General features: G+C 41.4%; 17 protein-coding genes and 4 pseudogenes. 9 read left to right on the top strand and 12 right to left on the bottom strand.

Annotation, left to right across the window (positions count from 1 at the left end; all coding sequences use genetic code 11):
• Positions 1 to 92 precede the first annotated feature (92 nt).
• From ACPXSQ_RS22570 to ACPXSQ_RS22555, 4 genes and pseudogenes are all read left to right on the top strand, one after another.
• Positions 93 to 365 carry an HNH endonuclease gene (locus ACPXSQ_RS22570; protein ID WP_426144422.1) on the top strand — a complete coding sequence of 91 codons (273 nt, stop codon included), beginning with the start codon at positions 93 to 95 and terminating at the stop codon, positions 363 to 365.
• Between the two features lie 514 nt (positions 366 to 879).
• Positions 880 to 1,425 (top strand): hypothetical protein, encoded by a 546-nt coding sequence (locus ACPXSQ_RS22565; RefSeq protein WP_426144421.1) that lies wholly within the window; start codon positions 880 to 882, stop codon positions 1,423 to 1,425.
• Between the two features lie 309 nt (positions 1,426 to 1,734).
• Positions 1,735 to 2,382: pseudogene (locus ACPXSQ_RS22560) on the top strand (integrase domain-containing protein); the annotation flags it as partial.
• A 79-nt stretch (positions 2,383 to 2,461) separates the two neighbouring features.
• Positions 2,462 to 3,559: pseudogene (locus tag ACPXSQ_RS22555) on the top strand (IS3 family transposase).
• A gap of 424 nt (positions 3,560 to 3,983) precedes the next feature.
• Here ACPXSQ_RS22555 and ACPXSQ_RS22550 read toward each other — a convergent pair.
• The 6 genes and pseudogenes from ACPXSQ_RS22550 to ACPXSQ_RS22525 form a co-directional block, all read right to left on the bottom strand.
• The gene (locus ACPXSQ_RS22550; RefSeq protein ID WP_279752590.1) at positions 3,984 to 4,133 is read right to left on the bottom strand and encodes a hypothetical protein; all 150 of its coding nucleotides are present in this window, start codon (positions 4,131 to 4,133) and stop codon (positions 3,984 to 3,986) included.
• A 139-nt stretch (positions 4,134 to 4,272) separates the two neighbouring features.
• Positions 4,273 to 6,417 carry a peptidase domain-containing ABC transporter gene (locus tag ACPXSQ_RS22545; RefSeq protein ID WP_279752591.1) on the bottom strand — a complete coding sequence of 715 codons (2,145 nt, stop codon included), beginning with the start codon at positions 6,415 to 6,417 and terminating at the stop codon, positions 4,273 to 4,275.
• Positions 6,417 to 7,670: an HlyD family secretion protein gene (locus ACPXSQ_RS22540; protein WP_279752592.1), complete on the bottom strand. Its 1,254-nt coding sequence runs from the start codon at positions 7,668 to 7,670 to the stop codon at positions 6,417 to 6,419. The genes ACPXSQ_RS22545 and ACPXSQ_RS22540 overlap by 1 nt, the downstream gene beginning before the upstream one ends.
• A gap of 24 nt (positions 7,671 to 7,694) precedes the next feature.
• Complete coding sequence (locus ACPXSQ_RS22535; RefSeq protein ID WP_279752593.1) at positions 7,695 to 7,904, bottom strand: hypothetical protein; 210 nt, start codon at positions 7,902 to 7,904, stop codon at positions 7,695 to 7,697.
• A gap of 9 nt (positions 7,905 to 7,913) precedes the next feature.
• Positions 7,914 to 8,600: a CPBP family intramembrane glutamic endopeptidase gene (locus ACPXSQ_RS22530; protein WP_426144420.1), complete on the bottom strand. Its 687-nt coding sequence runs from the start codon at positions 8,598 to 8,600 to the stop codon at positions 7,914 to 7,916.
• An 862-nt stretch (positions 8,601 to 9,462) separates the two neighbouring features.
• Positions 9,463 to 9,720: pseudogene (locus ACPXSQ_RS22525) on the bottom strand (integrase core domain-containing protein); the annotation flags it as partial.
• Positions 9,721 to 9,877: 157 nt separating this feature from the next.
• Here ACPXSQ_RS22525 and ACPXSQ_RS22520 point away from each other — a divergent pair.
• Entirely contained in the window at positions 9,878 to 10,954 is a 1,077-nt protein-coding gene (locus ACPXSQ_RS22520) for an FAD-dependent oxidoreductase (protein WP_279752595.1), read from the top strand.
• A complete protein-coding gene (locus tag ACPXSQ_RS22515; protein ID WP_426144419.1) occupies positions 10,947 to 12,140 on the top strand; it encodes a hypothetical protein in 1,194 nt (397 codons plus the stop codon). The genes ACPXSQ_RS22520 and ACPXSQ_RS22515 overlap by 8 nt, the downstream gene beginning before the upstream one ends.
• Here ACPXSQ_RS22515 and ACPXSQ_RS22510 read toward each other — a convergent pair.
• On the bottom strand, positions 12,105 to 12,854 hold the full coding sequence (locus tag ACPXSQ_RS22510) for an aldo/keto reductase (RefSeq protein WP_426144418.1): 750 nt from the start codon (positions 12,852 to 12,854) through the stop codon (positions 12,105 to 12,107). The two genes, ACPXSQ_RS22515 and ACPXSQ_RS22510, sit on opposite strands and share 36 nt — an antisense overlap.
• Positions 12,855 to 13,425: 571 nt before the next feature.
• Here ACPXSQ_RS22510 and ACPXSQ_RS22505 point away from each other — a divergent pair.
• The 3 genes and pseudogenes from ACPXSQ_RS22505 to ACPXSQ_RS22495 form a co-directional block, all read left to right on the top strand.
• Entirely contained in the window at positions 13,426 to 14,079 is a 654-nt protein-coding gene (locus ACPXSQ_RS22505) for a hypothetical protein (RefSeq protein ID WP_426144417.1), read from the top strand.
• A 53-nt stretch (positions 14,080 to 14,132) separates the two neighbouring features.
• Entirely contained in the window at positions 14,133 to 14,597 is a 465-nt protein-coding gene (locus ACPXSQ_RS22500) for a hypothetical protein (RefSeq protein ID WP_133345116.1), read from the top strand.
• A 299-nt stretch (positions 14,598 to 14,896) separates the two neighbouring features.
• Positions 14,897 to 14,962 (top strand): annotated as a pseudogene (locus ACPXSQ_RS22495) (integrase arm-type DNA-binding domain-containing protein); the annotation flags it as partial.
• A gap of 249 nt (positions 14,963 to 15,211) precedes the next feature.
• Here ACPXSQ_RS22495 and ACPXSQ_RS22490 read toward each other — a convergent pair.
• The 5 genes from ACPXSQ_RS22490 to ACPXSQ_RS22470 form a co-directional block, all read right to left on the bottom strand.
• Positions 15,212 to 16,159 (bottom strand): LysR family transcriptional regulator, encoded by a 948-nt coding sequence (locus ACPXSQ_RS22490; protein WP_028715533.1) that lies wholly within the window; start codon positions 16,157 to 16,159, stop codon positions 15,212 to 15,214.
• 327 nt (positions 16,160 to 16,486) lie between these two features.
• A complete protein-coding gene (locus ACPXSQ_RS22485) occupies positions 16,487 to 17,518 on the bottom strand; it encodes a hydroxyacid dehydrogenase (RefSeq protein ID WP_029570511.1) in 1,032 nt (343 codons plus the stop codon).
• Between the two features lie 24 nt (positions 17,519 to 17,542).
• On the bottom strand, positions 17,543 to 18,961 hold the full coding sequence (locus tag ACPXSQ_RS22480; RefSeq protein ID WP_128391909.1) for a DASS family sodium-coupled anion symporter: 1,419 nt from the start codon (positions 18,959 to 18,961) through the stop codon (positions 17,543 to 17,545).
• A gap of 26 nt (positions 18,962 to 18,987) precedes the next feature.
• Entirely contained in the window at positions 18,988 to 19,686 is a 699-nt protein-coding gene (locus tag ACPXSQ_RS22475) for an RraA family protein (RefSeq protein WP_110015927.1), read from the bottom strand.
• 34 nt (positions 19,687 to 19,720) lie between these two features.
• Positions 19,721 to 20,290 (bottom strand): HD domain-containing protein, encoded by a 570-nt coding sequence (locus ACPXSQ_RS22470; protein WP_110015929.1) that lies wholly within the window; start codon positions 20,288 to 20,290, stop codon positions 19,721 to 19,723.
• Positions 20,291 to 20,443: the final 153 nt, after the last annotated feature.

Below are 20,443 nucleotides of genomic sequence, written 5' to 3'. Positions count from 1 at the left end.
GAATACTGATGATCTGTTCGTCGGAAAATCGCTTCTTCATGGGGATGTCCTCATGTGGCTTATGAAGACATTACTAACATCGCGGTGTATTAATCAATGGGGAGCAGGTCAGAGGCGGCGGTCATACCCTTGAAAACTGGCAGACGCTTTGCCACGTATGTAATGTAGGAAAACGAAATGCATGTCAGGATTGCACTAGAAGTTGCCATGACTGTGCATGGGCATTCCCTGAGGTTCATGGCATTAGGATTATGACTCCCTTGAGCCCTAATGATATTCAAAAGATTATTGCTCTCGGTGTCCCAAAGCATGACATAGCAGACTGGCTCGTAAAATTAGCCAAACAAGAAATTAACAATAATTAGCTTATAATGTAGCCTTTTTAAAGTATGAATTCAGCTTCCACATTGGAAGTTGAATTCAATAAACAGCAAATAATATAGTGACGATGATCACAACTTTTATAAATACAGAAAAATCCCCTATTCAAATCATCTAAAGTAGCAAACTCAACCGAGCACTCATTAGCATTAGTTATTAATCGTGAGGTTCTTTATGGCTACTTGCCAAGATACACACCGCTACAACTCTCTTTTCAGCGCCCTTCCAGAAGACCAAAGCTATCCTTTTCGCCATAAGTGTGCAGGTTGTGCATATGAGCTAGGGTTTAGTGCTGGCATAACCAACCGATCGCCAAACGAGTCCGCTGCAATTAATTCGATCCTAAAGAGCCAAGCAGCTGAAGTTCGTCATAGAAGCCCAAGAGTTGCTTATTATCAAGGTTTCACTGATGGATTGAATGAGTATTACAACCAAAATCCACGCGGCTAAAACCATGCTGGATAAATATTATAATTATCAGTTATTAAGGAGTTTCGAATGATTGTTTATGCTTCTGAATTCTCTGAAATACCTCAGGCACTTCGCAGTAATCCAGCTATTAAAGAACGTATGTTAGCGCTCATTTCCGGCAACAAAGTTTCAGGCAAAGTTACAGAAGGTGGTGACCGTTTAATGAAGTTGAGACTGACCTTATCTCGACTTACTAATGATCAACTTTCACTCGATGAAGCAATAAGAGAAGTCGAACATCAACTACCACGACACACGTCAATCTATTCAGATAGCAATCAAGTATTCTCTAGTAACTGGGCTGAACGACTAATTAGAACTCAATATAGCCGCTTTTATAATCAAGCTGTACTCGAAGACCAGATAGCTAAAGGTAAGAGCGAGTGCTATGTACCCCCATCCTCACAAGAGGATGCAGTATCTCAATGCTCGCAAACTCTAGCTGGACGTTCTCACGACATAAGCTATTTACTGAAGCTTCTAGTCACTTCTTATGAAGAAGGCAAGTGGGACAAAACCCCTAAAATTCCAGATCACCCTCACTGCACTCACGTTGTTAAGCCTATATCTTGATTAAGAATTTAGAAATGTGCCATACTGCTGTGACAATGATTTCCGCTACATAGCTCAAAGAATCAGTCAGTTAGTATTTGGTGTAGCTCTCAGCCAGCTCCACCAAAATTCTCCATCGGTGATTACCAGAGTCATCCGATGAAGTCCTAAGAGCCCGCACGGCGCAAGCCTCGCGGGTTTTTTTGTGTTTGTAATTTGTCCCGCGAAGTCCGAAGAAAACTAATTAAATCCGAACCTTTTAGGTACCTTGTTAGGCACCTCATAAAGCTTTATTGCTTTTGAGGTGCCTAAAACTATGTAAACCCGGCAATTGCAAGACAAGCCAAACCCCTCTCGGTTAAGGAAATCGAATCTGCCAAACCCAAGGAAGCGGACTATGTGCTCTATGATGGCGATGGCCTTGAGCTACCGATCAAATCCAACGGGAGTAAAATCTGGCAATTTCGCTACATTCGCCCTGTCACCAAGAAGCGAGCGAAAAAGCGCATTGGCCCCTACCCGTCAGTTACGCTTGCCGATGCTCGAAGCTATCGGGCAGAGTCTCGTTCTCTTTTAGCAAAGCAGATCGATCCTCAGGAACATCAGCAAGTATTACTGCGGAGTTCGCTTGAAGCCAAAACCAATACTTTCCAACTCGTGGCTGAACGTTGGTGGAATGTGAAGAAAACCAGTGTGACCGAGGACTATGCAGAGGATATTTGGCGTTCTCTTGAAAGAGATGTCTTTCCGGCGATTGGTGACGTCAGCGTCACAGATATCAAAGCTCATACCCTGGTTCAGGCCGTGCAACCGGTTCAGGCCAGAGGAGCACTGGAAACCGTTCGTCGCCTGTGCCAACGCATTAATGAGGTCATGATCTACGCCCACACAGGGCTGATTGATGCTGTTCCCGGCATTAATATCGGTAAAGCCTTCGAGAAGCCTCAGAAAAAGAACATGCCCAGCATTCGACCGGATTGTAAGTATCCCGCTTAAACGAACCATTCACTTTTAGAGATCTTCCGACATACTGATTATGTCCTGTGAGGAGATCACCATGCGTAAAGCCCGATTCACCGAACACCAGATCATTGCCGTTCTGAAGTCCGTCGAAGCCGGACGTACCGTTTAGGATGTCTGCCGTGAAGCCGGTATCTCTGAAGCCAGCTATTACAACTGGAAAGCGAAGTTTGGCGGTATGGAAGCCTCTGATATAAAAAAGATGAAAGACCTGGAGGATGAAAACCGTCGCCTCAAACAGATGTTTGCCGACCTGAGCCTTGAGAACCGGGCGCTGAAAGACGTTATCGAAAAAAAGCTTTAAAACCAGCGATAAAGCGTGAGCTCGTCGGTTACCTGACTGCGCAATTTACCATGAGCATTCGCCAGGCCTGCAGGACGTTATCGCTGAGCAGGACGGTCTGTTTTTACCAGCCCGATACCCGGCGTGATGAACCGGTGATCCAGGTGCTGACTGAGCTGGCAGAGCGCTACCCGCGATACGGCTTCAAAAAGCTGTTCCAGCTGCTGCGCAGGCAGGGTAACACCTGGAACCATAAACGCGTTCACCGGATTTACTGCCTGCTGAAACTGAATTTTCGTCGCAAGAGAAAACAGCGTTTACCCGCACGTAACCCGGCGCGACTGGCTACGCCGGAAGCGCTTAACCAGAGCTGGTCCATCGATTTTATGCATGATGCGCTGGTCTGCGGCAGACGCTTCCGGACCTTTAATGTGGTTGATGACTTTAACCGCGAGGCCCTCGCCATAGAAATCGATCTGAATATCCCGGCACAGCGGGTGGTCAGGGTGCTGGACAGAATCGTGGCAAACCGGGGTTATCCACTGAAACGGACCAGAACTGGTCTCACTGACGCTGGCACAGTGGGCTGAAGAGCATAGAGTGATGCTGGAATTTATCAAGCCGGGAAAACCAACGCAGAACGCCTTTATCGAACGGTTTAACCGGACGTACCGAACAGAAATACTCGATTTTTATCTGTTCAGAACGCTGAATGAAGTGCGGGAAATCACGGAAAGGTGGGTGTCAGAATATAACTGTGAACGCCCGCATGAATCACTGAACAATATGACGCCGGAGGAATATCGGCAACACAATCATTTGGCCGGGATCTCAAAAAATGCCTGGAACTAAAACGGGTCTATTTACAATCTGCTCCCGGTTGATTATCAGATTCCAATGTTAGTCCTGGACCCTGGTTGTTATGACAATCGCGAACTTCCGCTGTTCGCTCATAGCGGACATCGGTTCGTTCGTGATTCCGGTCTCTATGTCAGAAATGGGAGTTTGAGTTCTAAAATCGCTCTAAAAATTGACGGTTAGTTTTATCAGGATTCTTACATTAGTTGTACGCTTACTGTTTCCCATGGCCTAAATGCTCTAACTCTAGGGAAGTCTTTTTAGACTTTTATATAAGTGTTTGGGTTTATGTTTCAAAAATTTACCGTCAACTCTGTATGGTGAATTGACTCCGGGTTGCCCTTATAACGACTTACTGGTCGTCATGAAGAACACGCTTGCCAGAAGGTTGATGAAGAGAAAATGGCGAGTCATTGATTCAATTTTTCCACAGAGAATATAAAATTATACCTATGGCAAAAACTTCAAGCATCAACATAATGCCCTTAAAATTTAGACGGATAAGCCAGTTATTGGCTCTTTCTCTTTCGTCAGCTTCTCTGATAGCTTTATTCTTGTCTTCATACATATCTCAGTTCTCCGGTAGTCGGTGTTAATCTGTCCATTACTTTAACCTTTTTTTCTGAGCCAAAGCTCAAAGTAGTTATGTATACCCACCCGAAATGTGTCCTCAAGAAAAAAACGAACATTACATTTTTTAGCCTAGCTCAAGTCAATTGGTGGGCTGAAAAAAAAGCTCCTTTTTCCATCTTCAGAATGCGATCTGCAGAAGCAAGTGTTTCTGGCCTGTGAGCAATAAGCAATACAGGAATACCACTATCTCGCAGCATTTGGCTGATAACAATTTCGCTTTCCACATCCAAATGACTTGTCGCTTCATCTAACAATAAAAATCCAGGTTTCTTGTATAAAGCCCGTGCCAGAAGAATTCGTTGCTTTTGCCCTCCAGAAAGACCGCCTCCATTCTCACCAATCAATGTTTGATAACCCATAGGCATAGCCATGATTTCACTGTCGATGAGTGCAAGCTTTGCGCAATGCTTCATGCGTTCCTGATCGCGCTCTTCACTGTAAAAGATAATGTTATCCGATATTGTGCCTTTAAAAAGGGTGTCATCCTGCAGCACAGTTCCAATACGCTGACGTACCTGAAAGTAATCGGGATGATAGTGAGGTATACCGAAAGCCCTTATCACACCGCTGTCTGGTGTATCTATGCCCATTATAAGTTTAACCAGTGTTGATTTGCCACAGCCTGATTTACCCGTTATGGCCACTACTTCTCCTGGATTAAGGGTGAGAGAAAGGTCAGAAACTATTGGAGTATTGCTACCTCTGTAGCTGTAAAAAACGCCTTCCAGTGATAAAAATGAGGAGTCTTCAAACCGATCAAATTTTCCTGCAGTTACTCTGTACTCCTGAGTGCTGTCTTCCTGGGGATTCTGCACATGCCCTTCCGCAGGGCTCATGACGATGTCAGCCAGACGTTCGTTATAAACGCCCAGCATACGCCATGAAAAGAACTTATCAGTCAGATTACTTATACTGGAAGAAAAACTCCCCTGGAAAGACAGATAGGCTATTAACATGCCAACAGTAAATTTTCCGTTCAGCACTTCTTCAGCGCCTTTCCACAGAACAATCGCCGCCACCAGACTCGTCGCCAGGGAATGTGCTATATCATAATACATTCCCTGTCTACTTTGTTTTAGTTGAGTATTACGGCGTGTGACGTTGAGATTTAGCCATGCAGCTTCGCGCTGCTCAATAACCCCGTTGATTTTCAGGCTCAAAATACCATTAAGGGTTTCAAGGAAATGGCTGGACTCGCGTGTGCTGGCATCCCATGTTTCTTCTGCAGACTGTTTCAGGTATGGGTACCACAGCGCCCTGAGCAGAGCATAAAAAACTGATACCACAATGGCAATAAATGTCATTTCCGTACTGTATAGAAGCATCATTCCAAGTGAAGTTACTACAACAAGCACATCCACTAACCCTTCAAGCACCTGTGTAGTCAGAGCTTGCTGTATGGTGTCAATAGCACCGAAGCGGGCACTGATACTCCCTTTACTTCTCGCATCGAACCATGTCAGGGGAAGACGTATCAGGTGGTGAAAAACCCGTGCCGTCCATTGCATATTGAAATTAACAGACAATGTAATGCTTGCCCATTGACGTGCAAGCGATAGCAGTAACTGGGTAAGTGAAAGCAACAGTAAAGCTGTAATGACGACAGTGAGCAGGCCCTGATCAGCCGAAACCAGAACCTCATCAATGACCATTTGGTTAAGAAGCGGGCCACCCAGCGCAAGTGCCTCAAGTGCCAGTGCAAAAACAGTAATTTTAAGCATTGCCGGCAATAAGCCGGGCGTTTTTCCTGTTAAATTACGAAGATGAATTTTTTTCTTTTCATTCTGTGGTGAAAAATTTTCTGCTGGAGATATTTCCAGTGCAATCCCTGTAAAATGTTTTCCCGCTTCAGGGACAGAAATCGTGCGTTTTCCTTTGTCTGGATCGTGAATTACAAGTTTATTCCCTCGAAGATTGTTTAGTACTACAAAGTGATTCATGTCCCAGTGAAGGATACATGGTAATGTGAGTGACTTAAGATCTTCTGGCTCGAGTCTTACTGCACGTGAAGAAAGGTGGATTGCTGAAGCGCATTCCATAAGCCTCTGAAGAGTCATCCCCTTAATGCTGATACTGAAACGTTCGCGTAGCTTAGATAAATCAGTCTGCATACCATACCAGCAAGCCAGCATCGCAAGGCAGGCTAATCCACATTCAGCGGATTCCGTTTGTCTTATAACAGGTAGATGTTTTTTCCCAGTCCATTGAAGCATACTCATTACATTTTCCCTTTAATACTCCAGAGTGGTTCAGTCATCCACTCCCACAAATAACGTGTATCGAGGTTTACGTCAGCCTCAAGGGTCATGCCAGGACGCAGAGGTTCGCTTCGTCCATAAGCCATTATGTAATCGTGTTGGGGCAATACAATTACACGATAATGACCTTCATTTTCCTTCCAGGTAACAGGTGACACGGACAATAGATCGGAGGTGCTCAGCGTCGTTCTGCTGATTTCTCGTATAACGCCATGCTGAACTCCAAATTTTTGATATGGGAAGGCAGAAAATCGCAATGATACGCGCTGCCCTGGCCTAATAAATCCGCTATTTTGGCTGGTTGCATAAAGCTCAATCTGTAGTTGAGCATCATCAGGAACCAGAGTCATAACAGCTTCTGATGCCCTGGCGGATTGACCCTGCTTTATCAGCACCGCTGCTACTGTCCCTGATACAGGTGAAGTGAGAGTGAAACTTTCCTGCGCTGCAAGTTCTGCCTGCTGCTGCTTAATACTCTGAAGCTGTCGCCTGATTTCTGATTGTCGGCTTTCTCCCTGAGCAATGAGATGATTCAAATCCTCCTCAGCTGACTCCAGCGTAGTGTGTAACTGCAGCAGTTGCATGCGCTGACTTTCAACATTTTCCTGAGCAGCGGATACCTCCATCTGCTTCTGCTGATATTCGATATCTGAAACATAATGAGTAGATACGAGTTTTTTATAACGCTGCATTACTGATTCAGCAAGTCGCGCTTTATATTCTGCCAAATTAAAGTGGTCTTCAGCGCTTTTTATCTGCGGTTTCAGGGAGGCAATCCGCTGCCGGGATGAGTTCTGTTGTTGCTGATTATCGTGTTGTTCCATTATTTGCTGAGAAACAAGCATCGAGTATTGTGTTTTAAGTGACGTACTGATGGCTGCGAGAGTACCCGCTCCCTGCCCATCGTAGCGTTCGCCACTTATATGGTACAGGGGGGTGCCAGCAGAGACATGCTGGCCTTCTGAAACCATCAGTCCAGTAACATATCCAGCATAATGAGGAGTTATTTTTATAAGTCCAGTTGAGGGCATCACTATGCCTGAAAGATGTGCTTTACGCGTATAATGGCCAAAATAAAGTAAAGATATAATCAGAGTAACCAGTAGAAGAGTTGCACCTGCACTGAAGGATATACCTAATGATGCCGGGATAACGATATCACCATATGCTGAGTCATTCTGTCTATCAAGCGCTTCTTTTCTGAATAAGTCCATTTTCTTCTTCGCTTAGAATTCTTGCTACTTGCTTTTATATTTACCGTCAGTAAATAACCAAATAACTCCTTTCCAGACTTTATCTAAAGAAAAAAACACTCCGATAAAGAAGAACGATCCTGTCAAAAAAATGTGGAGATGTTCCCTTATTGGTAATAAATCATTCGGCCAGGCAACCACGACATACATGGCATAAAGAGAAATCAACAAAAAAATAACGTTTTTTGTTTTCATGTATTCACCTTATAAGGTCACCGAAATAATCAAAGATAAGACAGCAAAAGCATTTAGGGCAGCGTGTGCTAAAACGGGAAATATAAGAGATTTCGTATTAATTCTTATCGCAGTAAGGATAACAGAAAAAACGAATTCAGTAATATACGCAGATATGGAATCATATTGAGCGTGCATGACACTGAATATCAGAGAGGTCATCAACAATGCAACTATTATTCCGCCACTGAAGGACTTACAGAGGCAGCATAATGAACCGAACAAGCACCCTCTGAAAGCAACTTCCTCAACAAATGGGCCAATAAAAATCATAATGAAAAAATAAATTATGTTTTCCTGATTCAACAATGATGACAATGTCAAATCAGCGCCTGATGAAGGAGGACTTAAAGACTGAACAAATAAAAGAGATAGCGTGAGAGGGATGAATTTACTAAGTGACTTTATCTTTTCACATTTAAAAAATAGAGTGAAATATGTCAAAATTGTAATAACAAGCCCAAGAATGTAGGATGAAAAATATGCTTTAACAGGACTAACATACTTAGCAACTACATCGGGCGTTCTGTTCAAAACAGTTAGAGTAATAATGAAAATGATGATATATAAAATAGCAGTCTTTGCAGAAGGAGAAAAGACTGTTTTAACAATCCCTTGGGAATGGGTGTTATCTAATAATTCAATATCAGTATTCATATAGGAAATTTTTACACGAAATAATGTTATCAGTTAGTAGTTAACACCCGTTTTCTTAACGATTACATGTGCCTGATGCGGAGTTGCCAGAGCAATGTGCTGAACCTGCTGACTGACCGCGTCCGGAACTATTTGTATTCAGACATTGCGTCGCCGCTCCAACCATTTTGGCTGAGGCCCTTCCTATATTAGGGAGGCTGGCCAGTGCACCAAATGCTGAGTTTGCACACGCTACAGTACTTGGGTCACTGTATATGTGAGTAGGGGCATTTCGGGATAAGGTGTTTTGCGGACCTGTCTTTGGATTACTTCGGGCGTGAGGACCTTCATAACCACTGTTCGCATTACCACCACTTACCAGTGCAATTTCACTTAAGTTTAACTCTCTGATATTAGACATAAAATCCCTCTAGAATAATCTTGTCAAAAAGTGCATTTCGAATATTGCATATATCAGAATATTCTTGAAAGTAAAAATATGTAAATATTAGTGAATTGCAAAGTATGTACCCAACTTTTGTGTATGACAGCCTGCACGCTTAGAGCGATTTTTTAAAAAATCAGTCTGCAACCTTATGATTTTAATTGTTTTTTATAACCCACCTAAAGCTATAATCATAAATTCGTGCTTTTAAAACACGTTGAAAACGTTGTTATTCATCATGAGCAACACTTACAATGGAAAAAATTGTTAGCTTGCTATTAATATGCTTAAAGCTGAGGATAACTTACTGACCCGCTACATTTGTAATCAAGAATTACCGGCTTCATTCTGGCAACCGGCATATTTTGCGGCAAATCTGAAGGGCGTCATTCAGCCCATTTCAGAATAAAAACAGCATTCGTTGTAACCCTGCTACTACTCATTAATCGTTTTTTTGGAAAGAACAATATCACTGTACCATTTTCCGTTCAGACACTTATATCTAAACCTTCCATTAAAACGCTCAATAAATCAGTTCCGAGTAGGCTTACCTGGCTGGATAAGCCGCAGTTTCATTCCATGTCAAAGGCTCCTTTTTCCAATATATGGCAGGTGAATTCAGGCCCCGGAATGCGGTTCTTGTCATCCCGAATAGTCTTAAAACAGCGCGATACTTTCTAGAATACGCGTCCCCTGTCCGCATTATTAATCACAATACCAGTTATCTAAGGAGATCACAGTCCAGACATACACCTTAAGATAAACTTTAGATGAACAACATCATATTAACCTAAGCATCATTAAATTGTCATGAAAGACATTAAGGATTGTCGAATTTTAAAGGGAGGTTAAAATGGAAATTAATGCTGAAGTAATCATTTTAGGCGCAGGTGCTGCAGGATTGTTCACTGCTCTTGAATACCAGAATCGTGGTTTAGATGTGATTCTAATGAACTACGATGACAATAATACCCAGACTCATTATTCACAGGGGATTATCCACAGCGGTACAAAATATGAGCTCTATAAAAATCGTGGCGACGGAAGATACGATTTTAGGACGGCATCGGATTTGTGGGAGAGTTACCTTTCAGGCCAGGGAACACTTGACCTTTCAGGGGTAAATGTGTTGAGCCAACTTTGTGCTCTATGGCCGCAGGATTATGCCGCTCTGCTGGCTATCAAAGGCGCCAAAAATATATTCAACTCGTTGATACAAAAGTCAAATTCACATACACCCTTCGTAGATTTCTGCGGGAAAGAATACCACTTTAAAGAAAAGATAATTGACGCTGTTTCCTTGATAAACAAGCTAAAAGCTCTGTTCACGGGAAGGTATTTTAATTTAAACTCCGCACCAGTGCTCATAAAAAATGAGTCAAATGCTGTTAGCCATCTGATTGCTGACAATGGAAATAAACCGATATGTTTCACCGCTAATCGTTATGTATTTTGCTGTGGGAAAGGAAACGGTAATTATTGGGATGACTTAGAGAATAAAAAATCTTTACAACTCCGCCCTCTCCATACTGTAACCATTACAGGAAGGTTGCCGTTGCTGAACGGCCACATCGTTTCTCGAAAAGGAATTGTTGCGACAATAACGACAAAGACAGATGTCACAGGAGTCAGAACGTGGAGCGTAGGCGGCAATGTTTCGGAGGCTTCATCTGCAGAGGAAACTCAGAAACGTGTAGAAGACCTAATCTCCCGGCACATCAGACTCGGCAATGGCGAATATATTAACGAGATCCAAATTCAAAAAGTTATTCGTGCAGAGGGTGTTGTGAAGGACGGCATGCTACCCCAAGGTTTCAACATTCACAGCAAGGAGAATTATATATTTTGCTGGCCTGTAAAGCTGGTGCTGGCACCTCTAATGGCGAAAGCTGTGGTTAAACTTGATCATAAGGTTTCCTTTCATGCATAAGGCGCTCACCGGTTACTATTCACCGCTAACAATCAGAGTGTTTTTAAGTTCGTCGAATCACATGCGTCGACATTTTCTGCTACTGTACATATATAAACAGACCGGAAGCATTAGTGCTTCGGCCATGGTCTTTATGCTAGAGTGGCTACCTAAACTGATAGCTTTTGGAGTATTCCCGAGGATCACGTCAACCATTGGTGAAAAAAAACTTTTTGCGGTCAGTTCTCTGGTTTCTTGCATTTGCCTGCTCTCGCTACACTTCATCAATTTCACCTTTGTTTATCTCTTCTCTCTCTGTTTCATCATTTCACTGGTAGCCAGCTTTTCTTCGATTTACATTGACACAGCTTCTGCCATCAGAAAATCAGATGTGAGGTTTCCTCACCTACAAAACCTAATGCAGCAGGCTGAACAGGCCTGTACACTTATAATGCCTGTCGTCTCTTCTTATTTCGTATTCAGCGGTCAAGGGATGACCGACATTGGAGTATATATATTATTCACACTCTATGCTTTATGCACACTCACCGCACTTGCAGATTGTGTTGGCGGCAAATACGTCATTGCGTCCAAAAAGAAAACAAATTCAATTACCGATGGTCTTAAATATCTCAGCAGTGCTCCACTTAGGACTTATGTTGTGTTTTCCTTTTTGTCTCTCGTGTCGTTCAGCGGAATATCGGCGCTGCTTCCAGAGTATCTGAAGAGCATCAATGCCAGTGCTGAATATAATTACAGCCTCGTCGTCTGCTCGGCCTCTTTACTAACCATGCTGGCCTTACCCATTCAGAACATTATTTTGAAGAAATCAGGAAGTAACTTATCACTCAAGTTGCTAATGGTGTTTTATTTCATATCCATACTTTTGTTACTTATTCCTGCCGCACGCTTTTCATCACTCGTTATCGCCTATGCACTAATGAGTATAAGCATTAATGCGTTAGATGTGCTGTTTAAAATCATCCGTGTAAGGTTCATTCATCCTGATGATTTTCGAGCCGCGATGGGCGTGTTTGCCATTTTCATGCTGCTGCCAATCATGTGCGCATCAGTTGCCCTATCTATTTTAGGTGAGGATGTTTCAATGCAGTTATTGATTAAAGGTTTATGTGCTCCTGCCATGATTCTACTTGCCTATCTTCTTATAAGTTCATTTCGAACAAAAAAAACGGCAGTTACTTTCTAGGTTATTTAGACTTGAGGTCGAGACCATGCACGTCGTTATCGCATCCTGACGTGCAAGGTGTTGTAATGCCAGCCTGATCTCTTCTTGGCTTTTTATGAGACCTGAACCGAGCGGCCTTTTAACGAAAACGTCAAGATGCGCAGTACGCTCAATACTCATGTAAGCAGAGAAATTTTGGAAGTTGATATTGTATGGGACGAATACAGCATCAAAATAACGTATTTTTTCAGGTAAATTTATCTCTTGAGTGAGTGACACTCCTATTTTACTTACTATCTTTTCTGCCTTCATATCCAAAAGACATTGAATAACTGTTTCATTGATTAAATTATCATGATGAAGAAAAAGATAATCAAGTTGGCTGGCTTTCAACTTAATGAGACTTTCTTCCAGGCTTTTTCTTATTAACGTTGTATCAGATGAATAGAAAAGTGAATTTCCATTTTGGAACTCACCAACTTTGGAAGATAGATAAAACTGACGAGCCAATCCTGTCCTCTGCATGGCTTCGCCTATTCGTTGTTCTGACAGCCCATAGCTTGGTGCAGTATCGAGTATATTAATACCTAGTTGGTGTGCCTTGATCAGCAATGCATCAATCTCTTCAGGTGTGGGTAATGCAGCGCCTTCACCACCTGGATATTTTACCTTAAAATTACGGCCGAATTTCAATGTGCCCAGCCCTAGCTTACTCACCGGTCCTTTATCAAACATCTCTTTTCCTCATTCATTCGGCAGTCCATTATTCATATACTTTATGACATTTTAGTTAAAGGCATACATGGTCAGTTAAAAGGTACATGACAGACTGTGACATAGCCCCCGAACACAGACATAAAATATTATAAGGAATGTCCGCAGATCGCTCATAGCGGACTGAAATCAACCCCATTGATTTACGACGTGCTCGCATTTTGCTGTAAGCATAATAAGAGCTATTTTCTGATGCGTCGATTATAGTTCGGGATGCAGACCAACCTAGAGCTGAAGGCCGTAAGCAGCGCCGACTGTCTGTCGAAGTGCGACGATTCGAATCCAGCATGACAACCTGAACCGGCGAAAGCCGGCTTTATTAAGTCCATCATTCACCCGTGGTGAAGGATATGCGTCACCCTCCACCCATCCATCACCCGTTAAGCATATGAAATAAATAGACAATATAAAAAGGTGAACAGTGTGAAGGATTATTTATAAAATCTTTTTTCGTAGAATCTCGCTTTCTGGCCGCGCAACTGTTTTGATAAATTCTGAACGCCTAAAAAGGAGCAATAAATGAACACCTTTTTTGAATGCACTGGACACTAAAAATCGTGAACAATTTGACGCAGCGATTAATGAGTTGCAGGGAGATGTTTCTGCTGCCGCTCGACTATCCATAGCTCCCCGCTTGCGCCTTGAGTATTCGAGGCGTATCAAAGAGATGGCTGACGATTTACGATCCCGAGTTAATGCTGGATTGCTGACATGGGAACAGGCTGCGAAAGAAGCTCAGGAAACGCGAAATCTCATCATGGAAATGATCTGGACTCGCAGTACGCCACTTGGACGTTCAATGGCGGAAAGGATGAAGTCATCGGGTAAGACGCTTAATGAGCTAGTCGCAAAGAAAGCGACCTCACTTTTTGGGCCTAAAACAAACTTTGCCAGTCTTTCTGAAGTGCAAAAAGATCAGGTGTATGCCAGCATTGTGGAATCTGCGGGTAAATCTAATCCCAGCGTTAACCTGAAGATGTTGCAGCTCTCACGAGCAGGAAAAGGGCTTATCGTCCTCTCTTTGGCCATCTCTGCATATGAAAGTTATACCGCTGAAAACAAGGTTGCTGAAACCGGTAAACAAATAGCGATTAACGGTGCAGGCATAGCAGGTGGTTCAGCGGGAGGGGCTCTAGCAGGTTTGGTATGTGGCCCCGGCGCACCCGTTTGTGTTTTGATTGGTTGATTTGTTGGTGGTGCACTTGCCGCCTTTGAAATGGGACGTTTTTGGGGATAGTCATGGAACAAACTCTCTCGGTAAAGCTTGTTGAGAAAAGTAAAGCGACTGATTTTCAGCAGGCCGTTTCTGAAGTAGTGATCGATAACAAATCGACGGGTATCACTATAAAAGGACAGGTACTCGACGCCTCAGTTAAGGTCGACGATGACAGGTATATTCTTTTCACAACGGATGATGTGATCTTTGAGGAGTTTCTTACTGTTACTCTCATCAGCCTGAGTCAGGGGATTGTTGAAAGTTTGCAGGTTGGCAACGAGTATTCGTCAGGCTCTTTCGAGGCACTGTCTGTCAATCACAAAACCATTGAATTCAATTTCATTGGCGGGTCTGTCTGGACAATCACAGTGAACGACATCCCAAAGCTCCGTGTTCCATTCTTTTCCGATCCGCGTGGCGTAAAACGCTCTTCAGGTTTAAAAGCGTATCTGACTATAGATGCAAAGCCATCACCCTCGCCGACATAAAAAAACCATTTAACAACAGCAATTGGTATACGTTTAGGTATACCAATTATTTTTTAATGTAATATTTATATTTAATTTCATAGAGATAGATTGTTCATTCAGATTCCTCCACCCCATCGAAGATTACAAGCGTCATCCGATGAAGTCCTAAGAGCCCGCACGGCGCAAGCCCTGCAGGCTTTTTTGTACCTGCAATTTGTCTTGGGTCAGTCTGAAGAAAACTAATTAAATCCGAACCTTTTAGGCATCTCATAACGCTTTATTGTTTGTGAAGTGCCTAAAACTATGGAAACCAGGCAATGGCAAGACAAGCCAAACCTCTCTCCGTTAAGGAAATCGAATCTGCCAAACCCAGGGAAGCGGACTAAGTGCTCAATGATGGCAATGGCCTTAAGCTACTCATCAAATCCAGCGGCAGTGGACATGGATAACTAAATATACAAAACTGTCCAGAGATAGCGGGTCAAGATCAAGCAAGCTTTTTTGTGTCCTGAAGTCAATCAACTTCAATCTGCATCAAGTTATATTTGGGGATACTGAGGGGGGACCGATAACTATGGCAAAGGTATTCCTGAAATTATGAGTATTGCTCAATCAGAAAGCAGGCCAACGATTTATTGTGAAATAGATTGGGAAGCCCCAAACAATGCTGTTGTCCGGGAGATAAAGTCATGTGCATACTTTGATAAAAAACTTTTTTTATGATAGATGATATTCAATGGGCTAAAAACATAACCATCTCGTAAAAGGACAGGTAAAAAAACATTATCTGGATATCTCTCTTGTAAGGTTGGCACTCTTATTTCAGTCAGAAAAAAAACGCCAAGATCATAATCAAATAAAGAAAGCATAAGTTCTATAGAATCAACCTCTAATATTTTTCTTGGTTTAAACCCAGCCTCTTGAAAGCATACATTTACAATTTCATGAAGACGATAGTTTGATTTAAGTAAAATAAATGGGAAATTTTTGAATTTATCAAGCGTAGTACCATTTTTACATTCTAAAATAACATTGTCTGCATCCCTTCCAAAATATTCAACAAGCAGTTTTCTGGTGACTGCCAGATATAGCCTGTCGTTCATCAATGGAATTGCCTCTAATAATGAATCACTTTCTTTTTTTATGCCTACAAAAAAGTCAAGCTCTCCGGAGATAACCATTTGCTCCATTCTGGCTGAGGTTTCAGTTGTAATATTTATTGTAACATTAGGCCATTTTATAAAAAATCCCGGTAAAAGCATGGGGAGCCAATAACTACCTCTATACGGAGTTACGCCAATATTTAATGTACCTATATTATTCTGTTTTATATCATTTATTCGAGATGATACATTATTACTTTCCATGAGTATTTTTATTGAAGAGTCATAAAGCACTATTCCCGCCTGAGTTAATTTAAGCTGCGGTTTTCTATGAAATAGATCTGTGCCGTAATAATCTTCTAATTTTTTAATATGTATGCTGAGATTTTGCTGTGAGGTGGAGAGTTTTTGGGCAGTTTTGGTAAAGTTTAAATTTTTTGCCAACTCGACAAAATAGCTCAAACTAATGAAATTCATAACAACCTCAATATAACTATATAATAACCACCAATAATTACTCGCTTGTTTATCGTAATCACTGCATGTTAAATCGTTAAGATATGCAATGAATTGTTATTTTTTTGATAAAAATAGACAGCGATTGTATAATAATAAGAAAATTAGATTCGTTGAATTAACCAACTCACGAACATATGATTCAATAATAACTTATAGAAATAGGTGTTACAACTATTTTCCATTTCTAAAATAGCGCTGTTTACCTTAATTAAGGCATAATCTCTGAAGTATATAAATCGACCACTGATAATGCACTGTGGTCGATCACATCAGATATAAATACAATTAATAATCAAACATTCCAACAGGAGTTTTATTACTTTCTTTTGTATCTATGTAAGTCACAGCGTTATTATAATCAATTAATGGTATTGGCCATGTTGGAACCTTACCCTCATACATCTCGGCAACGCCCATAGCAGCCATGTAAGAAGCACGAATTGCAGCTTCAACAGTATTTCCACCAATATGAGGAGTGATTAAAATATTATTCAGTTTATACAATGGGTTATTCGGCAGCATTGGCTCATGAGCAATTACATCCAGTCCAGCTCCAGCGATCACGCCATTTTTACATGCTTCTAAGAGATCATTTTCATTTACCAATCCACCTCGAGCTGTATTGATCAGAAAAGCGCTCGATTTCATCATGGCTAACTTTTCTTTGTTGATCATCTTATGAGTCACAGATGTATTCGGTGCATGAAGTGATATATAGTCACTTTCTATAAAAATTCTGTCGAGATCTCTTACAACCTCGACACCATCAGGGAAATCTTTAGCAGGCTTATATGGATCATAGCACAGAACGTTCATTTCCATAGCAAGGCACCGTTTGGCTGTGCGGCTTCCAATATTCCCACATCCAATGATCCCTACTGTTTTTCCGTTTAATGTTGTCATATGAGTTTTTAATTTTGCCGCATAGTAATCTATTGGCAACATTGTACGAAGAGTGGTCACATTACGGCTCATGTATAGCATTAGCATCAACGCTGTTTCGGCAACTGATGTACTATTAGCTACTGGCGCATACAAACATTTGACCCCAAAGTCGCTAGCAGCATCTAGATCCACAGCATCAAATCCAGCGCCATGTCGGACAAGAACCTTTAAATTTGGCGCTGCCGCCTCAAATACTTCACGAGACATTTTTGTCACACGAACAATAATCGCATCAGGCCGATGTAACTTCATATCTGCAATTACATCCTCTGTTTCAAAGCCTCGACCATCAATTAACGTATGCCCTTGACTTTCAAGCAGATGACGGCCATCTTGTTTCAACTCTTGTGGTAACAGAATTTTCCAACCCATGTTAAAAACCTCATTATTAATATATTACAATATACCAATCAAATTCCAATATGGTAGACCGACAGCAAAGAGCACTGCAACAATAAGGGCAAGTACTATCGTGCCTTTTGTATACCAATCTTTTTGGCTAACATAGCCGTTTCCAAATAAATAAATACTTGCACCGTTTCCGTAGTTACAAAGCAAAGCGCCGTATGCACCCAAGAGAGCTAGCATCAATGACAAAGCCATCATATCTACCTGAGTTGCTTTTGCTAAGGTAAGAATGACCGGGTAAATTGATACAATATAAGCAGCGTTCGAAACGAAAAAATACTTAACTACTAAACTAAGTAATACCAGTATGACTAAAACAAGGGAGCCGCTTATCACAGATAGATCAATGTAGTACTGAAATTGTGACGCAAGCCATGTATAGAATCCACCTTGATTCAGAGCAACGGTTATACTGAAAAATGCACCATACCAGAGGAACATGTTCCAGGCCCCTTTTTCAGCCATTAGGTCATTCCAATCTAATAACCCAAAAATCAACTGCAGGGCTAACCAGATAAAGGCAACGATATATAAACCCATTCCGATTTTATAGCCTATGCTCCATCCCAAAATAGCTAAGATAAAAAGAACTAACATGATCTTTTCGTCTCGTTTCATGGGACCCATTTCAGCAAGCTTTTGCGTAACGATTGGTTTTATATTGCCTAAATCACGTATTTCTGGTGGAAATAACTTATAGACAACAAGAGGGCTTATAAAAAGAATAAGTAACCCCGGGACTAGCGCTGCTTTAAACCATAAACCCCACGATAACTCTATACCTACCAGTTGATTTACAGTCGATGCGATCACTGCATTGGATGCCATCCCGGTTAAAAAAAGTGCCGCTGTTGACATTGCAATTACATGCTCTAATAACTCAAGGTAAGCACCTAACTTTTTGGGATCCTTGTCTGGATGAGAACCGAGAGATTCCGCTATCCCTCGAAATATCGGGAAAACAATTGCGGATCGGGATGTATTAGAGCCCGTTGCTGGACTTAATATCAAATCACAGAGCAGCATAACATATCCCAAACCAAGTGAGGAACGGCCAAAGGAGGTATTCCCAAACTTGGATAGTAAAATGTATGCCATACGTTTACCCAGACCATTTTTTCTGAATGAACTACAAGCTAGTAGCACGGCCAGCAAAAACCAAACGCTCTGATTCCCCCAACCTTGAAAAAGCAAATTGGGATCTTTTAAAAAAAATGATCCAATACCTACGATAATCAGGCTAATAATTGGTTCGGAAAAAGGTTTTATGATTAATCCACACATTAGAGAAAGGCACAAACCAACCATATGCCATGTCTCAATATCCAGTCCACTAGGGGACGGAAGTATCCAGATTAGTACAGGGAAAATTACAACTGGAATAAGCTTTGCTATTTTGTACTTCATATTTCGCCTTTCCTGCTTTAATATTATTATTCATATGGCTTTTCAATTATCTCTACATCTTTTTTTTCCAATAAATCGTCTACCCATTGTCGATTGACAGTACCCGCTGCAGAGTTTGCTGCTTTATTTTTATCTTTTTCAGATAATACTATCGCTTTTTCCAGAATAGAATGAGCGTCACCTTTGGGTATTACAATTACGCCATCTCTGTCTCCAAGAATGATATCTCCTGGATTTACAATAATACCACCACATGAAACAGGAACATTAACTTCCCCAGGTCCTTCTTTATATGGGCCAGATGGAGTTGTTCCAGTTGCATAAAGAGGTAATGTTCCTTTTGAAAGGACATCGATATCTCTGACCGGGCCATCAATTACAATCCCTTCTATTTTTTTGAAGCCTTGTAAATAATTAAACATTATTTCACCCATAACAGCCCTACTTCGTTCCTCCTCGTTTGAGATAACAATTACATCGCCTGGTTGTGAAATATTCATGGCTTTATGAAGCATCATATTATCGCCGGCTCTGGCTTTAACTGTTAATGCAACACCACACATAATTCTACCGGACGGATTCGACATAAGTTTTATTTGTGGGTTCATTCCACACAATCGCCCCATGCAATCCGCCACATTTGCCGCTGCTATTTTACTGAATGCTTTAACCACTTCTGGATCTGGCAATGTTCTTTTTGTAAAAACTCTATTACCTACTGACATAGTATGTTCCTTATTAATTCTATTAATTTAGGTATTATTTCCCATGGAGACAAAGTTCTGTTCCAACATGAACAAAGTGGACATCTGCATCCATCATGTCTGCATAGAATAAAATCATCCCCTCTTTACCTTGTGGGATAACTCTCGACTGCCCTGAATGTGCAACAACTAATGCAGTAATCTCTTCAGGTAGTCCGTATTTATGGCAATAATATCCACTTAAAAAACCATGTTGATAGAGTTTACCTGTTAGACTTTTTTTACTAGTTCCAGGTCCACCAACATCCATTTCCATTTCTTCCAATTTACATACATCATGTAAAACTGCTGAAATAATTAAAGTATCTGTATTTATGTCATATCCAAATTTTCTTATCATGTTCCTGGCTATGACCAGAACATTTTCCGTAACACTCTCTGTATGCTTAATCAATCCAACGTTTGGTGCTCTGGTCGCAAATTGCGCTTCCTCTATATTTTTCCAGGTACTATTATTTAATGCCTCGATCCATATTTTGCATGTAGCATCTACAAGTGTTTTATCTTTTACTTCTGAGAGTTGCGGGAAGTATTCTTTAATTTTTTCAATGTATATTTCGCTCATTTTACCCCTCACGAGTCAACGTTATTTAATAAGCCATATCGTGTTCATATGTACTATATTGTTTGAAACCAAAAAATGGAAACAACAATTTATTTATTATTGACAACAAAATGTTGTTGGTGCGCCACTAAAATATTAACGCATTTCCTTATA

The organism is Pantoea sp. EEL5, assembly GCF_049892805.1.
GTDB classification, from domain to species: domain Bacteria; phylum Pseudomonadota; class Gammaproteobacteria; order Enterobacterales; family Enterobacteriaceae; genus Pantoea; species Pantoea ananatis.
This window is presented reverse-complemented; position numbering and strand designations above follow the sequence as displayed.